Raw genomic sequence first — 16209 nt, 5'->3', positions numbered from 1 at the left:
CCCCGGCTCAGTTCCCGTACGCGGCCGCCGCGTCCGACTCCAGCTTCGCCTGGATGCCGGCCACGTCCGTCGGGTTCTTCAGGAAGTCCTGCAGGTCCTTCCACTCGCCCTTGCCGGGCGTGCCGCCGAAGGCCTGCGGGGCCTGGTCGGACATGTCGAAGCGGAAGTCGTCGCCCGCCTTGATCAGCGACTGGGCGATCTTGCGCTGCACGTCGTTCGGGTAGACGGAGAAGTCGACGTTCTTGTTCGGCGAGAGGTAGCCGCCTAGCTTCGCCTGGATCTCCGCCGCGTCCGGCGAGGCCAGGAAGGTCGCCAGGGCCTGCGCGCCCTTGGAGTCCTTCAGGATCACCGCCGCGTCACCGCCGGAGACCACGGGCGCGGTGTCGCCCACGGTCGGGAACGGGAACACCTTCGCGTCCGTGCCGACCTTCGCGCCCGCCTGGCCGATGTTGACCTGCGCGAAGTCGCCCTCGTAGACCATCGCCGCCTTCGGCTGGTCGCCGCCGGTGAAGACCTGCGTCACCGAGGCCGGGAAGTCCGTCTGCAGCGCGCCGGCCGCGCCGCCCGCCACGTAGTCCTTCTTGCCCCAGACCTGCGCGAGCGTGGTCAGCGCCGCCTTCACGGACGGGTCCGTCCACTTGATCTCGTGCTGGGCGAGCTGGTCGTACTTCTCCGGGCCCGCCTGGGAGAGATAGACGTTCTCGAACCAGTCGGTGAGGGTCCAGCCCTCGGCGCCGCCCACGGAGAACGGGGTGACACCGGAGTCGTAGACCGTCTGCGCGGTGGTGAGGAGTTCGTCCCAGGTCTTGGGCTCGGCGGCCCCCGCGTTCTCGAAGACCTTGGCGTTGTACCAGATCAGCGACTTGTTGGCGGCCTTGTAGTAGACGCCGTACTGCTTGCCGTCGATCTTGCCGATGTCCTGCCAGCCCTGGGAGTAGTTCTTCTGTACCTCCTTCAGGGCTTCGGCGCCGAGGGGCTTGGCCCACCCCTTGTCCACGGCCTGCTTGATGGCGCCCGGCTGCGGAAGCATCGCGACGTCCGGCGGCTGGCCGCCCGCGACCTTCGAACCGAGGAAGTTGATGATCGGGTCCTGCGCCGGCACGAAGGTCACCTTGGCGCCGGTCCGCTTCTCGAACTCCGCGAGCACCTTCTTGAAGTTGGCCTGCTCCGCGCCGGTCCACACAGCGGCGACCTCGAGGGTCGTGCCGTTCAGCTTGGGAAGGGTGAGGGTGCTGCCCGACTCCTCGGCCGGGCTTTTCTCGGTTCCGCCGCTCTTGTCGTCGTCGCCGCCGCACGCGCCGAGCGAGAGCGCGAGCGCTCCCGCGAGGAGCGCGGCGGCTGCCTTCACGGTCCTGCGTGTCCGGATGGTGTGGCTCGTGCTGCGCATCACTTCCCCGTTCTTCGTCCTCGTCGAACGTTCGAGCGCTGTCCCGTGGCACCGGTCTACGCCGGGTGCCTGGGGTCGGCAAGTACGCGTGCCCTGTCAAGCGGGAGATCGTGACCGCGTCGTGACTGCAGGGTGCACATGTCTTTGCCCGGGCGTCGCCGAGGACCCGCGCCCCGGGCGCCCGCTCCAACCTGAACGGACTCGTCCACCGGTGCCGCACGGGCTGTCTCCCGCCGACCGGTGCTGGAACAGGGCGCCCGCCCGGCGCTGAGAGGCGCACGCGCCGCAACGCCGGGAAGCGCGCGGCGGCACGGCGCCGGCCGGGGGACCGCGCTACAACAGCGACGGCACCTCCGCCGCCGACACCTCGCGGGCCGCCCGCTCCAGCGCGCTCGCCAGCAGGGCGAGGTCGGTCGGGCCGTTGCCCAGTTCGCGGACGGGCCGGCGGGCCGGGGGGTCGCCCATGCGGTGCCACTCCAGGGGGACCACCGTGGGACGCAGGGTCGCCGTGCGCGGGATGCGGCCGGTGACGCGGCCGCCCTGGAACGGGGTGAGACGGCCGTCCGCGCCCTGCAGACGGCCTCGGCCGGGAGCGGGTTCGTCCGCGCCCGAGCCGTGGGCTTCCAGGGTGATCCGCAGGGTGGCCCGGCGGGCGGGCTCCGACTCCGCCGTACGGCCTCCCGGGCCGGCCGCCGCCACCAGGTGCACGCCGAGCCGCTCGCCGTCGCGCGCGACCGCCTCCAGCGCCCGCATGACGGAGCCCGCGGCGGGCCGGCCGGGGGAGCCGAGGGCAGGGGAGACCAGGGCGTCCAGGTCGTCGACGACGACCACGAGGCGGGGCAGCGGCGGTGCCGCCTCCGTCCGCTGCCGGGCCGCCGCGCCGGGGCGCAGGCGCAGGGTCGAACTGGGCGGGGTGTCGAGGTCGGCGGCGCCGGCCGCGGGGCCGTTCGGCCGGCGCTGCGGGACGATGCGGCCGGAGACCGCGCGGTGCGTGTGCCACTCGGCGAAGTCCGACCGCCCGAGCAACTCGGCCCGCCGCTTCAGCTCGGCGCTCAGCGACTGCGCGAACTCCCGCATCCGGACCGGGTCGTTGGCGGTGAGATGCGTGGTGACATGCGGTACGTCCGTACAGACGCGCAGGCCGTCGCCATGGCCTCCGCCGCCCTTGCCGACGGTGTCCCGGCCGTCCAGCAGCACGATGCCCAGCCGGTCCGGGCGCTCGGCGGCGGCCAGCGAGGCGACGACCGCCCGCAGCAGCTCCGTACGCCCGCTGCCGGGCGGGCCCTCGATCAGCAGGTGGGGGCCCTCGGCGGCCAGGTCCACGGAGACCGGGCCGCGTGGTCCGGCGCCGAGGACGGCCCAGGCCCGGCCGCCCAGTGCCTCCGTGTCGTCGGCCGCGTCCGCCCAGCGGGCCATCAGGGAGGCGGGCGTCGCCCGGGCGAGGCCCAGTTCGTCGAGGAGGCGCGCCGACGACGGCAGCGGTGCCGACACGCGCGTGGGGCGCTCGCCGTCGGCCGTGCCGTCCGGGCGCAGGGGGGCGAGTGCCCGCGCGAAGCGCTCCGCCCAGGCCGGGGAGACCGCGTCGACCGCACCGACGGTGCCGTGGCCCACCGGGCCGGGCCGCTCCGCGTCCGAGCCGGCCGGTGCGACCCGCAGCAGCCGCAGCGCGGTCGCCACGTCCCCGCTGAGCAGCGCGACCGCACCGCACGCCCGGAACGTCGGCGCCGCCGCACACGCCGCCTCGTACGTGTCCGTCACCGGCGAGGCGGGGGAGGCGGCGGCCGTCTCGGCGAGGCACACGACGTGGATGCCGGCCCGGGGGCCCGCCGCCGCCAGCCGGGCCGTCGCCTCGCGCAGGTCGGCGCCGCCGGGGTCGCCGTCCACGACGACGACCGTGTACGGGCCCGGGAAGCCGTCGGCGGAGTCGTCCGCCAGCGCCCAGGAGGGGCGGCGGCCGGTGCTCCGGGGCGGGGAGACGGGCGCGGGGGCGGCGGTGCCGGCGCCGGTGAGGTGGTCCTCCAGACGGCGCAGCAGCTCGTCCACGCGGGCGGTGGCCTGGTCACGGTCGTAGGCCAGCAGGAGGCGGCAGTCCTGGCCGTGTCCGGGGCGCAGATGGGGGAGCCAGCCCAGCCAGGACCACTCGGCGGTGCGCTCCTCCTCGGAACGCGCCCGGTCCGTGCTGATGAGGACGATCTCGAGGATGTCCGGGGAGTGCAGCGCGGCGAGCTGGGCCAGCACCGCGCGCGCCAGTCCGGCCAGGCGCGGGCGCGGCCCGGCCAGCCCCAGCGCACCGACCTCGCGCAGACCCGCCGTCACCGGTACGGCGGGCAGCAGCCCCGAGCCGTCGGGCGCCGCCCGGTCCGCCGTGCCGAGCCGGACCGCGAGGGCCTCCGGGTGCCGCGGCCCGCGCTCCCACAGGCGCGGGCCCGGGCCCAGCGCGGTCAGCAGCAGTGTGGCCGGGTCCGGCCAGGTGTCCGGTATGGGGGCGGCCGGGCCGGCCGACGGCACCGCCGTGGCGCCGGCCGCCTCCTCGGCGTAGGGCTCCGGTGCGGCCGTCTCCTGGTCACTGCCGCGTCCGCCGGTCAGACGGCGGGCCCAGGCGGACAGACCACCGCGTTTGCGCAGGCCCTGCGGTACGTCGGTGCCGCGCAGGGGCGTGCCTTTGCGACGGGAGGCGCTGCCGCCCGCGTCGTCGCGGGAGTCGTACGGGGCGTGGGGACCCTGGGAGCCATGGGCGCCGCCGGGCGGGGCGGCGGCCGGGGATTCGGCGCGGGGCGTGGGCGTGTGCGGGCCGCGGGCCTCGGGCGTCGTCGTGAAGGAGCCGAGGCCCGAGCGGCCGGCGTGGGTGTCGCCGGAGCCGTCGGCCCGCGACGGGGGCCGGGCGTCCCCGCGGCTCTCGATGCGGGGAGCGCCGCCCTGGCCCGGCACGAGGGGCACGTCCCCGGCCTTGTCGGGGCGGTCGCCGCGGGTGGGGGCGGAGCCGGTCCAGTCGACCGTGCCGTGGGTGTGGCCGGTGGGCCCGGCCGGCCCGGCGGGGGCGGCGATGGCCTCGTCGCGTGGCACGCCCGCAGGGGACGCGCTCGCGTCACCCGGGCCGCCGGGGGCGTGGGCCGCGCCCGTCCTGCCGCCGTCGCTTTCGGAGCGCCCGTCGCCGGGCACGCGCGTGTGCCCCCCGGAGTCGGGAGCGCCGGCCCGGTCTCCGCCGCTGCTGTCGCCTGGCCCGCGCGCGTGTGCCGCACCCGACGTCGGCGCCGGGCTGTCACCGGCTTCCGCGTCCCCGCACGGCACCCGGACGTGTCCCTCGCCGTCCGGAGTCGTCGCCACGCGCGCGCCCGGCCCTCCGGGCGGAGCCAGCCGCAGGGCCGACTCGCCGACCCTGAGCAGGGCGCCGGGAGCAAGGCGCAGGGGGCGGGTCCCGACGGGGGTGCCGTCCAGGGTGGTGCCGTTGGTGGAGCCGAGGTCGGCGACCGTGATCCGGCCGTCGGGGGAGAGGGTCACCGCGCAGTGCAGACGGGAGACGTCGGGATCGTCGAGCGGGACGTCGGCGTCGGCGGAGCGGCCGACGCGGATCTGGCCGCCGTGCAGCAGATGCACCCCGCCCGCGTCCGGGCCCGCCACGACGTCCAGCCGGGCCGGGGCGTCGTCGACCTCCGGATGCGGCTCGGGGTCGGCCGGGGCGCCCAGCGACAGCACGGCGCCGTCGATCAACGGGGGCTCGCCGAGCGTGCAGCGCCCGGCGTCGAGCCGCTCCCCGCCCGCGTACAGCACGGGCTGCGCTCCGCCGGACGGAGCGGCGCCGCCCTCCCCGGAGACCGCCGCGGCGAGGGCGGACGCCACCGCGGCCAGAGCCGTGCCGGCGGGCGCGGTGACCAGCACGTCGCAGCTCGCGGCACGGCCCCGCGCCTCGGCGGGCGGGGTCTGCGGGTCTACGACGGTCAGCCGGATCTGCATCGCCGTCAGCGGTCCCTTCTGCCCGGGCGCGGACTTCCCCCACCCCACACGAGCACGTCGGCCAGTACTGCACGCATCCTCGCACCTGTCACTGACAATGCGCCCGTCACCGGGAGACAAGTGATCTTGATTGGTCGGCTCTGCCCGCAAAAGTGCCTGACAGGTGACCCACCGACGCCCGCTTGAGATCGGTCACGTCCGTCTCCGGCAACCAACGGACCGAGGCGAGCGTCTTTCCTTCGAACATGGACGGGAAGGGGCGCGTAACCGTACACAGGGCCCACAGGAAGCCCGGAGGAAGACGACAGGCCGGTGTCGGTGGCACGGCACTACAGTGGGTCGGAACAAGTGGGTCCGAACAGATCGCAAGCAAGCAGCAGGGAGCGCATGACGTGCGTCCGGTAGGGAGCAAGTACCTCCTTGAGGAGCCGCTCGGACGCGGCGCCACGGGCACCGTCTGGCGGGCCCGCCAGCGCGAGACCGCGGGCGCCGAGGCGGCCGTGCCCGGTCAGCCCGGGGAGACCGTCGCGATCAAGGTCCTCAAGGAAGAGCTCGCGAGCGACCCCGATGTCGTGATGCGCTTCCTCCGGGAGCGTTCCGTCCTGTTGCGCCTGACGCACCCGAACATCGTCCGGGTCCGCGACCTGGTGGTCGAGGGCGATCTGCTGGCGCTGGTCATGGACCTCGTCGACGGCCCCGACCTGCACCGCTACCTGCGCGAGAACGGCCCCTTCACGCCCGTCGGCGCCGCCCTGCTGACCGCGCAGATCGCCGACGCGCTCGCCGCGAGCCACGCCGACGGCGTCGTCCACCGCGACCTGAAGCCGGCGAACGTCCTGCTGATGCAGAACGGCGGCGAGATGCACCCGTTGCTCACCGACTTCGGCATCGCCCGCCTCGCCGACTCCCCGGGCCTGACCCGCACCAGCGAGTTCGTCGGCACGCCCGCGTACGTCGCTCCGGAGTCCGCCGAGGGCCGCCCGCAGACCTCCGCCGTCGACGTCTACGGCGCCGGCATCCTGTTGTACGAGCTCGTCACCGGCCGTCCGCCCTTCGGCGGCGGCTCCGCCCTGGAGGTCCTGCACCAGCACCTCAGCGCCGAGCCGCGCCGCCCGTCCACGGTGCCCGACCCGCTGTGGACGGTCATCGAGCGCTGCCTGCGCAAGAACCCCGACGAGCGCCCCAGCGCGGAGAACCTCGCGCGCGGGCTGCGCGTCGTCGCCGAGGGCATCGGGGTGCACGCGAACTCCCTGCAGATCGCCGCCGCCGAGGGCGTGGGTCACCTCCTCGCGCCCGACCCGGCGCCCGCGACCGTACCGGGCGCCCCCCAGGGTGCCCCCGGGGGCGCGTACGACCCGAACGCCGCGACCAGTGTGCTCCCGCACACCTCCGGCCCCGGGAACCCGCCGGGCGCCGCCGACCCCACCGCCGTCCTGCCCCACACCGGGGGCCCGGCGGGCGCGGCCGACCCGACGGCCGTCCTGCCGCCGGTGCCGCCGCACCAGCCCGGCCAGCAGGGGCAGCAGCCCGAGCAGCCGCACCCCTGGCAGACGCAGCTGCGCGCGGCCCGCGACCGCAACGAGCAGACCCAGGTCCAGTACCTGGACCCCGGCGAGGACCCGCTGCGCCGCCGCCCCCAGCGGCAGGTAGCCCGCCCGCAGCAGCAGCCGCGCCAGCAGCAGCCGAGGCCGCAGCAGCGGCCCCAGCCGCAGGGCGGCTACGGCCACCCGCAGCCTCAGCCGCAGCAGTACGCGCCGCCGCAGCAGCCCCAGCAGCAGCCGCAGCGGTACGCCCCGCCGCCGCAGCAGCCGCAGCCCCGGCAGCGTCCGGCGGCGGAGCCCCGGCCGCCGCGCGAGCCGCGGCAGCGCAGCGCCAACCCGATGAGGATCCCCGGCCTCGGCTGCCTGAAGGGCTGCCTGTTCACGATCGTCATCCTGGTCGTGGCCGGATGGCTGGTCTGGGAGTTCAGCCCGCTCCAGGACTGGATCGGCACGGGCAAGGGCTACTGGGAGCAGCTCGGCGACTGGTTCGAGAAGGTCACCGGGTGGATCGGCGACCTGGGCGGGGGCTCGGGGGGCGCCTGACGGGACCGGGGCTCCTGACGGGACGGAGTGCCTGGGGCGGGACACGGATGCCCGAAGAAAACGGGGCGCCTTTCGGGACAGTGGATGCGTCGACGTGCGCGGGGCGGGGACGTGCGCGGGGCGGGCGCCTGACGGAACTGACGGCTCAGGGGGTCTGACGGCTGACGGCGCCTGACTGCTCAGGGGCCTGACGGCTGACAGCACCTGATGGCTCAGGGCGCCTGGCGGGGCCCAGGAGCCTTGCCGTGCGACGGAACCCGACCGTGAGTTTGGGGATTTGTCGACACCTGGCGGGTGATTTCCGTCTCCGCGGTGAAGGTTGGCTCTCCGGACGCGTACTTTTGTCGGCAACACGCGTCGGTAGGAGCAGTCTTGGCACGGAAGATCGGCAGCCGGTACACCGCCCACCAGATCCTGGGGCGGGGCAGCGCCGGCACGGTGTGGCTGGGCGAGGGGCCGGACGGACCCGTCGCCATCAAGCTGCTGCGCGAGGACCTCGCGTCCGACGAGGAGCTGGTGGGCCGCTTCGTGCAGGAGCGCACCGCCCTGCTCGGCCTGGAGCACCCCAACGTGGTCTCCGTACGGGACCTCGTGGTCGACGGCAACGACCTCGCGCTGGTCATGGACCTCGTCCGCGGTACGGATCTGCGCACCCGCCTCGACCGTGACCGGCGCCTCGCCCCCGAGGCCGCCGTGGCCATCGTGGCGGACGTCGCCGAGGGCCTCGCCGCCGCGCACGCGGCCGGGGTCGTCCACCGGGACGTCAAGCCCGAGAACGTGCTGCTGGACATGCAGGGCCCGCTCGGTCCCGGCGGTTCGCACCGGGCGCTGCTCACCGACTTCGGGGTCGCCAAGCTGATCGACACCCCGAAGCGGACGCGCGCGACGAAGATCATCGGTACGCCGGACTATCTCGCCCCGGAGATCGTGGAGGGCCTTCCGCCGCGCGCCTCCGTGGACATCTACGCGCTGGCGACCGTGCTGTACGAGCTGCTGGCCGGGTTCACGCCGTTCGGCGGCGGGCATCCGGGCGCGGTCCTGCGCCGTCACGTGACGGAGAGCGTCGCCCCGCTCCCCGGCATCCCGGACGAGCTGTGGCAGCTCCTCGTGCAGTGCCTGGCCAAGGCGCCGGCCTCCCGGCTGCGGGCCTCCGAGCTGGCCGCGCGGTTGCGGGAGCAGCTGCCGACGCTTGCGGGGATGCCGCCGCTGGACGTGGACGAGCCGGACGTGGAGGCGGCGGAGGAGGGGACGCGGGGAGAGCCGGACGAGGCCGCGCCGTCCCCGGCGTCCTCCTCGGCCGCGGGCGTGCGGCGGGGGTCGGTGCCGCTGGTTCCCGGGGCCAGGCCCGACTCCAACCGGGACACGCACACGTCCATGCGGGTGCCCGCGCCGGACGAACTGGCGGGTGGGGCGCACGGGACGGCTCGGGTGCCGCGGGCGGCGGGAGCGCCGCGACCCGGCTCCGCCCGCAACCGTGCGTCCGCGCGACGGCGGCGGATCGCGCTCGGCGCGGCGGCGGTGGCGCTGGTCGCCGCGGTGGGGGTCGGGACGTGGGCGGTGACGTCGGGGGACGATGCGGGGGCGAGCCCGCAGGACACGAAGAACTCGGCGCCGGCGTCGCCCTGAGAGGGGTTCCGCCCCCGCCGCCCTTACCTTTCCCGTCCCCCAGGGGCTCCGCCCCTTCGCCCCCGGCGGGGGCCGTACCGGGGCCGGTGCCTCGGTGGCGGCGGTCGCCCGGCACTGCCCGCTCGGCGGAGCCGTTACGCTGGAGGCGTGGCAGTCGTCGATGTATCCGAAGAGCTCAAGTCCCTCTCCTCGACCATGGAGTCGATCGAGGCCGTTCTGGACCTCGACAAGCTGAGGGCAGACATCGCCGTGCTCGAGGAGCAGGCGGCCGCGCCGTCCCTGTGGGACAACCCGGACGAGGCGCAGAAGATCACCAGCAAGTTGAGCCACCTGCAGGCCGAGGTCAGGAAGGCCGAGGCGCTGCGGGGGCGGATCGACGATCTCGCCGTGCTCTTCGAGATGGCCGAGGAGGAGGACGACCCGGACACCCGCGCCGAGGCCGAGTCCGAGCTCACCGCGGTCAAGAAGGCGCTGGACGAGATGGAGGTCCGCACGCTCCTCAGCGGTGAGTACGACTCCCGTGAGGCGCTCGTCAACATCCGCGCCGAGGCCGGTGGCGTCGACGCGGCCGACTTCGCCGAGAAGCTGCAGCGGATGTACCTGCGCTGGGCGGAGCAGAAGGGCTACAAGACCGAGCTCATCGAGACGTCCTACGCGGAAGAGGCCGGCATCAAGTCGACCACCTTCTCCGTGCAGGCCCCCTACGCCTACGGGACGCTCTCCGTCGAGCAGGGCACCCACCGGCTCGTGCGCATCTCGCCCTTCGACAACCAGGGGCGCCGGCAGACATCCTTCGCGGGTGTCGAGATCCTTCCCGTCGTCGAGCAGTCCGACCACGTCGACATCGACGAGTCCGAGCTGCGCATCGACGTCTACCGGTCCTCCGGCCCGGGCGGTCAGGGCGTCAACACCACCGACTCGGCGGTGCGCATCACGCACCTCCCCACCGGCATCGTCGTCTCCTGCCAGAACGAGCGGTCGCAGATCCAGAACAAGGCGACCGCCATGAACGTTCTGCAGGCGAAGCTGCTCGAGCGGCGCCGGCAGGAGGAGCAGGCCAAGATGGACGCCCTCAAGGGCGACGGCGGCAACTCCTGGGGCAACCAGATGCGTTCGTACGTCCTGCACCCCTACCAGATGGTCAAGGACCTGCGTACCGAGTTCGAGGTCGGTAACCCCGAGGCCGTGTTCAACGGTGAGATCGACGGGTTCCTGGAGGCCGGGATTCGCTGGCGCAAGCAGCAGGAGAAGTAGGTTTGTCGACAAGGCAACCGCCCCTGAAGTAGGGGCGGTTGCCTTTTTTCTTCGCCACCGATCCCGTGATGTCTGGGTTTTGCATCACAATCACAGATCCAACTCCCGGCAAAGCGTGCCGACTTGGACATTGCGTACGCAATGACCTTGACGTTGCTTTGAAAAATGGGAAGGGTGAAGCGTGGCATGCGTATCTCTGGGGCGCATGTGAACCGGGGGGCTTCAGCTACATCTCAGCTACCACTACCTCCGTCGATCACCGCCCCGAGCGCGGCCTCATCGACAATTCGGCTACTGGGGGTAGCAACCATATGACCAAGAAGACGCGGATCCGGGTCGCGCGCATTGCCGCCGGCGCCGTGATCGCCGCGGGCGCCTCGCTGACGGTGGCGGGCGTTGCCTCGGCCGCCGGGGACGAGGGTGGCGCGAGCAGCCTGGTGGACACCCTGACGGGCGCGGGCGACAAGGCGCCGGGCGACCCCGACCCCTGCCAGATCGGCACGGGCCCGGAATGCGACCCCGGTGGCACGTCTACGGGTACCTCGACCGGTACTTCGACGGGTACCTCGACCGGTACGTCCACGGGCACCTCGACCGGTACTTCGACGGGTACGTCCACGGGCACCTCGACGGGTACGTCGACCGGTACCTCCACGGGCACCTCGACCGGTACTTCGACGGGTACGTCGACCGGTACGTCCACGGGCACCTCGACCGGTACTTCGACGGGTACGTCCACGGGCACCTCGACGGGTACGTCGACCGGTACCTCCACCGGTACGTCGACGGGTACGTCCACGGGTACTTCGACGGGTACGTCCACGGGTACGTCGACCGGTACGTCCACGGGCACCTCGACGGGCACGTCGACGGGTACCTCCACCGGCACCTCCACAGGCACGTCCTCCGGCTCCTCGCAGGGCACCAGCTCCTCCGGTTCCTCCAGCGGCACCGGCGGCGACGACTCCACCGGCGGTTCGGACTCCACCGGCGGTTCCGCCACCACCGGGGGCGGCTCCTCCTCCACCGGTGGTTCGGGCACCACCCCCGACGGCACCTCCGTGCAGGAGGCCGGCAGCTCCGCGCTGACCGACACCTCCGACTCCACCTCCGACGCGGCCGCCCAGGGTGGTGGCAAGGAGCTGGCCGAGACCGGTGCCGGGCAGACCGCCTTCCTGGTCATCGGCGCCGCGACGATGATCGCCGGCGGCATCGGCTTCCGTGTGCTGCCGCGTCTCGTCGAGGGTCGTGGCGGGGCGGCTGCCTGACGGTAGCCGCGTTCGTACGCACCGTGCGCGCGCATGTGAAGGGGCCCGGAGCTTGCCTGCTCCGGGCCCCTTCGGCGTCGTACGACGTCGTTACGCGGTCTGGTGGGCCAGCAGCGCCACCGCCGCCACCAGCACCGCCAGCAGCGCGATCAGCGCCATCGGGTTGAGACCCGCGAAGAAGTTCTCCTGCTGCATCCGCTCGCGGTTCGCGCGGCACACGGGGCACCGGCCCTCGCTCACGGGCGCCGCGCAGTTAGCGCACACCAGCCGGTCGTACGTCATGCGCTCGCCCTCCTTGCACCCCACCGGTTTCCATGTACACAACGCTCACGCGAGCGCGAACGTTCCCCCTCACCACTGTGCCAGGTTCCTCCGGAGGTTGCGCGGCCGTCGGCCTCGGCCCCTTTCGAAGGCTGTCCGGTACAAAAGCGCACAAGCCCCGCGCAACCGCAACCGGTGCCTGCGCATGCGTACCCGGTTCGCGTATGGTCACGCTCATCTACCCCCGGCGACCCGTGGTGCATCCGTGATCCGATTCGACAACGTCTCCAAGGTCTACCCCAAGCAGACCCGCCCCGCACTCAGGGATGTCTCCCTAGAGGTGGAGAAGGGCGAGTTCGTGTTCCTCGTGGGGTCCTCCGGCTCCGGTAAGTCCACCTTCCTGCGGCTGATCCTCCGCGAGGAGCGGTGCAGCCACGGTCAGGTGCACGTGCTGGGCAAGGACCTCGCGCGTCTTTCCAACTGGAAGGTGCCGCAGATGCGCCGCCAGCTGGGGACGGTGTTCCAGGACTTCCGGCTGCTGCCGAACAAGACGGTGGCGGAGAACGTCGCCTTCGCGCAGGAGGTCATCGGCAAGTCCCGCGGCGAGATCCGCAAGTCCGTGCCGCAGGTGCTCGACCTCGTCGGGCTCGGCGGCAAGGAGGACCGGATGCCCGGTGAGCTGTCCGGTGGTGAGCAGCAGCGGGTGGCCATCGCGCGGGCGTTCGTGAACCGGCCCAAGCTGCTCATCGCCGACGAGCCCACCGGCAACCTCGACCCGCAGACCTCCGTCGGCATCATGAAGCTGCTCGACCGGATCAACCGGACGGGCACCACCGTGGTGATGGCGACGCACGACCAGAACATCGTGGACCAGATGCGCAAGCGCGTCATCGAGCTGGAGAAGGGCCGCCTCGTCCGCGACCAGGCACGCGGCGTCTACGGCTACCAGCACTGATCGACCCCGCAGACGTCCACGGAAAGGCCTCGAGTACACGCCATGCGTGCCCAGTTCGTACTGTCCGAGATCGGTGTCGGTCTCCGTCGCAACCTGACGATGACCTTCGCCGTCATCGTCTCCGTCGCCCTGTCCCTGGCGCTCTTCGGCGGCTCGCTCCTGATGAGCGACCAGGTCAACACGATGAAGGGCTACTGGTACGACAAGGTCAACGTCTCGATCTTCCTCTGCAACAAGAGCGACGCCGAGTCCGACCCCAACTGCGCCAAGGGCGCGGTGACCGACGACCAGAAGAAGCAGATCAAGTCCGACCTCGACAAGATGTCGGTCGTCGACTCGGTCACCTACGAGTCGCAGGACGAGGCCTACAAGCACTACAAGGAGCAGTTCGGCGACTCCCCGCTGGCCGCCTCCCTCACCCCGGACCAGATGCAGGAGTCGTACCGCATCAAGCTGAAGGACCCGGAGAAGTACCAGGTCATCGCGACCGCCTTCGACGGGCGGGACGGGGTGCAGTCGGTGCAGGACCAGAAGGGGATCCTGGACAACCTCTTCGGGCTGCTCAACGGCATGAACTGGGCCGCGCGGGCCGTGATGGCGCTGATGCTCGTCGTGGCCCTCATGCTGATCGTCAACACCGTGCGCGTCTCGGCGTTCAGCCGCAGGCGTGAGACCGGGATCATGCGGCTCGTCGGCGCCTCGGGCTTCTACATCCAGGCGCCGTTCATCGCGGAGGCCGCGGTCGCGGGTCTCATCGGCGGCACGGTCGCCTGCGGATTCCTCGTGATCGCGCGGTACTTCATCATCGACCACGGTCTGGCCCTGTCGGAGAAGCTGAATCTGATCAACTTCATCGGCTGGGACGCCGTTCTCACGAAGCTTCCGCTCATCCTCGCCACCAGCCTGCTGATGCCCGCGCTGGCCGCGTTCTTCGCGTTGCGCAAGTACCTCAAGGTGTGACGCATGCCAAGGGGGTCGTACGGGCAAGCGACCGTGCGGCCCCTTCGCGTTCCCCTAGACTCACCGCCATGTCAGGCCGTGACCCGTTCTGTCCCTCCCGCCGCTTCGGCCGTGGGGCCGCCCTGACCCTGGTGTTCGCAAGTGTGCTCGTCGCGGGCGCGGCGACCGGCTCGTTGCCGGGGGACGGTCGCGGGAGGGCGTCCGGCGAGGCTCGTGCCGCCGCCTCCCTCAGTGATCCCGAGGCGGTGACCAGGGCCGCCGAGGAGGCGATGGCCGACGGGAAGTCGCCCCTGGAGGCCGCCGAGCGGGCTGTCAGCCGCAGCGGGGACCGGTGGGCCGCGGTGTACTCCGAGGGCGAGTACGAGGAGTTCGCGGAGTCCCTCGACGGCCGGTACACCGGCGTCGGCCTGGAGGCGCGGCGCGAGCGGGACGGCCGGATCGAGGTCACCAAGGTGCAGTCCGGGTCGCCGGCGGCCGTCGCCGGGATCCGCGCGGGTGACCGGCTGCGCAGTGTCGACGGGCAGGCGGTCGACGGGCGCCCGGTCACCGAGGTCGTCTCGTTACTGCGCGGTGACGCCGAGGACGCGCCCGCCGGCACCACCGTCCGTCTCGGCCTGGAGCGCGGCACGCGCGCGTGGACCGAGACGCTGCGCCGGGCCCGGCTGTCCACCGGCTCGGTCACCGTGCGCAGCCTCGCCGACGGCGTCACCGTCATCAGGATCGCCGCGTTCACCAAGGGCGTCGGCGACACCGTCCGTACCGCCGTACGCCGGGCCCCGGCCGGATCCGGGATCGTCCTCGACCTGCGGGGGAACTCCGGCGGCCTGGTCACCGAGGCCGTCTCCACCGCCTCCGCCTTCCTCGACGGCGGCCTCGTCGCCACCTACGACGTCGAGGGCGAGCAGCGCGCCCTGCACGCCGAGCCGGGCGGCGACACCACCAGACCGCTGGTCGCGCTGGTCGACGGCGGCACGATGAGCGCGGCCGAACTGCTCACCGGCGCCCTGCAGGACCGCGGCCGCGCGGTCGTCGTGGGCTCCCGCACCTTCGGCAAGGGCTCGGTCCAGATGCCGAACCGGCTGCCCGACGGCTCCGTCGCCGAGCTGACCGTCGGCCACTACCGCACCCCCTCCGGCCACGGCGTCGACGGCACCGGCATCACCCCCGACCTGGAGGCCGACGACGGGGCGCTGGAGCGGGCCGAGACCGTGCTGAGCGGGCTCGGCGACGCGTCCTGAGCGACCTTGCGGCCATGGCGTAATCGGCTTTCCCTCCAGCCCCCTCCAGGTGCGAAAATGGCGGGACTATGAGCAAGGGAATGTACGTACCGAAGGAGTCCCAGCCCAAGCAGGGCGGGGCGGCCGCCAAAGCCAAGGACGGCGAGAAGGGCGGCAAGCGCAGGATCGTCGCCCAGAACAAGAAGGCCCGGCACGACTACGCGATCATCGACACCTACGAGGCCGGGCTCGTCCTCACCGGCACCGAGGTGAAGTCGCTGCGTCAGGGGCGGACCTCGCTGACCGACGGCTTCGTCCAGATCGACCGGGGTGAGGCGTGGCTGCACAACGCCCACATCCCCGAGTACAGCCAGGGCAGCTGGACCAACCACTCCGCGCGCCGCAAGCGCAAGCTGCTGCTGCACCGTGAGGAGATCGACAAGCTGGCGGTGAAGGCGGAGGAGACGGGTCACACGATCGTGCCCCTCGCCCTGTACTTCAAGGACGGCCGCGCGAAGGCCGAGATCGCGCTGGCGCGAGGCAAGAAGGAGTACGACAAGCGGCAGACCCTGCGCGAGAAGCAGGACCGCCGGGACACGGACCGCGCGATCGCGGCGGCGAAGCGGCGGCAGCGGGGCGCGTAGGCCGGTCGCCCGGCAGGCGGATCCCGGCACCCGGGAATACGCTGGCATCGGTGTGCGTTGGTCACGTACGATGGCACCTGCACTCCACAGCGGGTGCGGGCCCTCTGCGGAGGGATTGAAAAATCAACATGGGGATGATCGGTTTCGACAGCGGCTGTCGAAGCAGGGGAAGCGTGTCGAGGAAGCGGCCATGATCTCGTAAACCACAGGCCGAAAAAAATAATCGCCACTATCAAGAGCGATTCTCCCAAGGCGACGCAGTTCGCCCTCGCCGCCTGATCTCAGGTAGCTAGGCAACTGCCCCTTACTTAAGGGAGTGTCAGCCCGGGCTCGTTCCCGACCCGGATCCTGGCATCAGCTAGGGAACTAAACCTTGATCCCGGTCACGGGGTGAAGAGGGAAACCAAACAGTGACTGGGCCCGTCGGCGACTTGTTCGCGTGATCGCCGGGGCCGAGAAAATCACAGCGAACTGCACACGGAGAAGCCCTGGTTCCGCACCGTTGGACGCGGGTTCGATTCCCGCCATCTCCACGAGATGGAGGTGGGGGGGGGGGGGGGGGGGCCCCCCCCCCACCCCCCCCCCCCCCCACCCCGCGGGGG

11 protein-coding genes and 1 other RNA gene are annotated in these 16209 nt (G+C 72.6%); 9 read left to right on the top strand and 3 right to left on the bottom strand.

What is annotated here, in order from left to right:
- Positions 1-7: 7 nt before the first annotated feature.
- Both ACPT94_RS22625 and ACPT94_RS22620 read right to left on the bottom strand, forming a co-directional pair.
- Positions 8-1387 (bottom strand): ABC transporter substrate-binding protein, encoded by a 1380-nt coding sequence (locus ACPT94_RS22625; protein ID WP_425246683.1) that lies wholly within the window; start codon positions 1385-1387, stop codon positions 8-10.
- A 333-nt stretch (positions 1388-1720) separates the two neighbouring features.
- On the bottom strand, positions 1721-5338 hold the full coding sequence (locus ACPT94_RS22620) for an FHA domain-containing protein (protein WP_425246682.1): 3618 nt from the start codon (positions 5336-5338) through the stop codon (positions 1721-1723).
- A 392-nt stretch (positions 5339-5730) separates the two neighbouring features.
- On the opposite strand from ACPT94_RS22620, the gene ACPT94_RS22615 reads away from it, so the two are divergent.
- The 4 genes from ACPT94_RS22615 to ACPT94_RS22600 all read left to right on the top strand — a co-directional run bounded on the left by ACPT94_RS22615 (position 5731) and on the right by ACPT94_RS22600 (position 11570).
- The gene (locus ACPT94_RS22615) at positions 5731-7422 is read left to right on the top strand and encodes a serine/threonine-protein kinase (protein WP_360345644.1); all 1692 of its coding nucleotides are present in this window, start codon (positions 5731-5733) and stop codon (positions 7420-7422) included.
- A gap of 372 nt (positions 7423-7794) precedes the next feature.
- The gene (locus ACPT94_RS22610) at positions 7795-9048 is read left to right on the top strand and encodes a serine/threonine-protein kinase (RefSeq protein ID WP_360345642.1); all 1254 of its coding nucleotides are present in this window, start codon (positions 7795-7797) and stop codon (positions 9046-9048) included.
- Between the two features lie 147 nt (positions 9049-9195).
- Positions 9196-10302 carry a peptide chain release factor 2 gene (prfB, locus tag ACPT94_RS22605; protein ID WP_425246681.1) on the top strand — a complete coding sequence of 369 codons (1107 nt, stop codon included), beginning with the start codon at positions 9196-9198 and terminating at the stop codon, positions 10300-10302.
- Positions 10303-10613: 311 nt separating this feature from the next.
- Positions 10614-11570, top strand: a complete 957-nt coding sequence (locus tag ACPT94_RS22600; RefSeq protein WP_425246680.1) for a hypothetical protein — start codon at positions 10614-10616, stop codon at positions 11568-11570.
- A gap of 90 nt (positions 11571-11660) precedes the next feature.
- Here ACPT94_RS22600 and ACPT94_RS22595 read toward each other — a convergent pair whose 3' ends face one another.
- Positions 11661-11852 (bottom strand): hypothetical protein, encoded by a 192-nt coding sequence (locus ACPT94_RS22595; protein WP_189943196.1) that lies wholly within the window; start codon positions 11850-11852, stop codon positions 11661-11663.
- Between the two features lie 244 nt (positions 11853-12096).
- Here ACPT94_RS22595 and ftsE point away from each other — a divergent pair, with 244 nt between their 5' ends.
- From ftsE to ssrA, 5 genes are all read left to right on the top strand, one after another.
- On the top strand, positions 12097-12786 hold the full coding sequence (gene ftsE / locus ACPT94_RS22590) for a cell division ATP-binding protein FtsE (protein ID WP_004000799.1): 690 nt from the start codon (positions 12097-12099) through the stop codon (positions 12784-12786).
- Between the two features lie 42 nt (positions 12787-12828).
- Positions 12829-13746, top strand: a complete 918-nt coding sequence (gene ftsX, locus ACPT94_RS22585) for a permease-like cell division protein FtsX (protein ID WP_360345638.1) — start codon at positions 12829-12831, stop codon at positions 13744-13746.
- A gap of 68 nt (positions 13747-13814) precedes the next feature.
- Entirely contained in the window at positions 13815-14984 is a 1170-nt protein-coding gene (locus ACPT94_RS22580; RefSeq protein ID WP_360345636.1) for a S41 family peptidase, read from the top strand.
- An 80-nt stretch (positions 14985-15064) separates the two neighbouring features.
- Positions 15065-15607 (top strand): SsrA-binding protein SmpB, encoded by a 543-nt coding sequence (gene smpB / locus ACPT94_RS22575; protein ID WP_360345716.1) that lies wholly within the window; start codon positions 15065-15067, stop codon positions 15605-15607.
- A 130-nt stretch (positions 15608-15737) separates the two neighbouring features.
- Positions 15738-16143: a transfer-messenger RNA gene (gene ssrA / locus ACPT94_RS22570) on the top strand.
- Positions 16144-16209 lie beyond the last annotated feature (66 nt).

This window comes from Streptomyces aurantiaciflavus (assembly GCF_049808595.1).
GTDB lineage: Bacteria > Actinomycetota > Actinomycetes > Streptomycetales > Streptomycetaceae > Streptomyces.
This window is presented reverse-complemented; position numbering and strand designations above follow the sequence as displayed.

Bases quoted from the DNA above. Each gene is read 5' to 3' on its own strand.
- ACPT94_RS22625 (WP_425246683.1), bottom strand. From the start codon at position 1,387: ATGCGCAGCACGAGCCACACCATCCGGACACGCAGGACCGTGAAGGCA.
- ACPT94_RS22620 (WP_425246682.1), bottom strand. From the start codon at position 5,338: ATGCAGATCCGGCTGACCGTCGTAGACCCGCAGACCCCGCCCGCCGAG.
- ACPT94_RS22600 (WP_425246680.1), top strand. From the start codon at position 10,614: ATGACCAAGAAGACGCGGATCCGGGTCGCGCGCATTGCCGCCGGCGCC.
- ACPT94_RS22595 (WP_189943196.1), bottom strand. From the start codon at position 11,852: ATGACGTACGACCGGCTGGTGTGCGCTAACTGCGCGGCGCCCGTGAGC.
- ftsX (WP_360345638.1), top strand. From the start codon at position 12,829: ATGCGTGCCCAGTTCGTACTGTCCGAGATCGGTGTCGGTCTCCGTCGC.
- ACPT94_RS22580 (WP_360345636.1), top strand. From the start codon at position 13,815: ATGTCAGGCCGTGACCCGTTCTGTCCCTCCCGCCGCTTCGGCCGTGGG.
- smpB (WP_360345716.1), top strand. From the start codon at position 15,065: ATGTACGTACCGAAGGAGTCCCAGCCCAAGCAGGGCGGGGCGGCCGCC.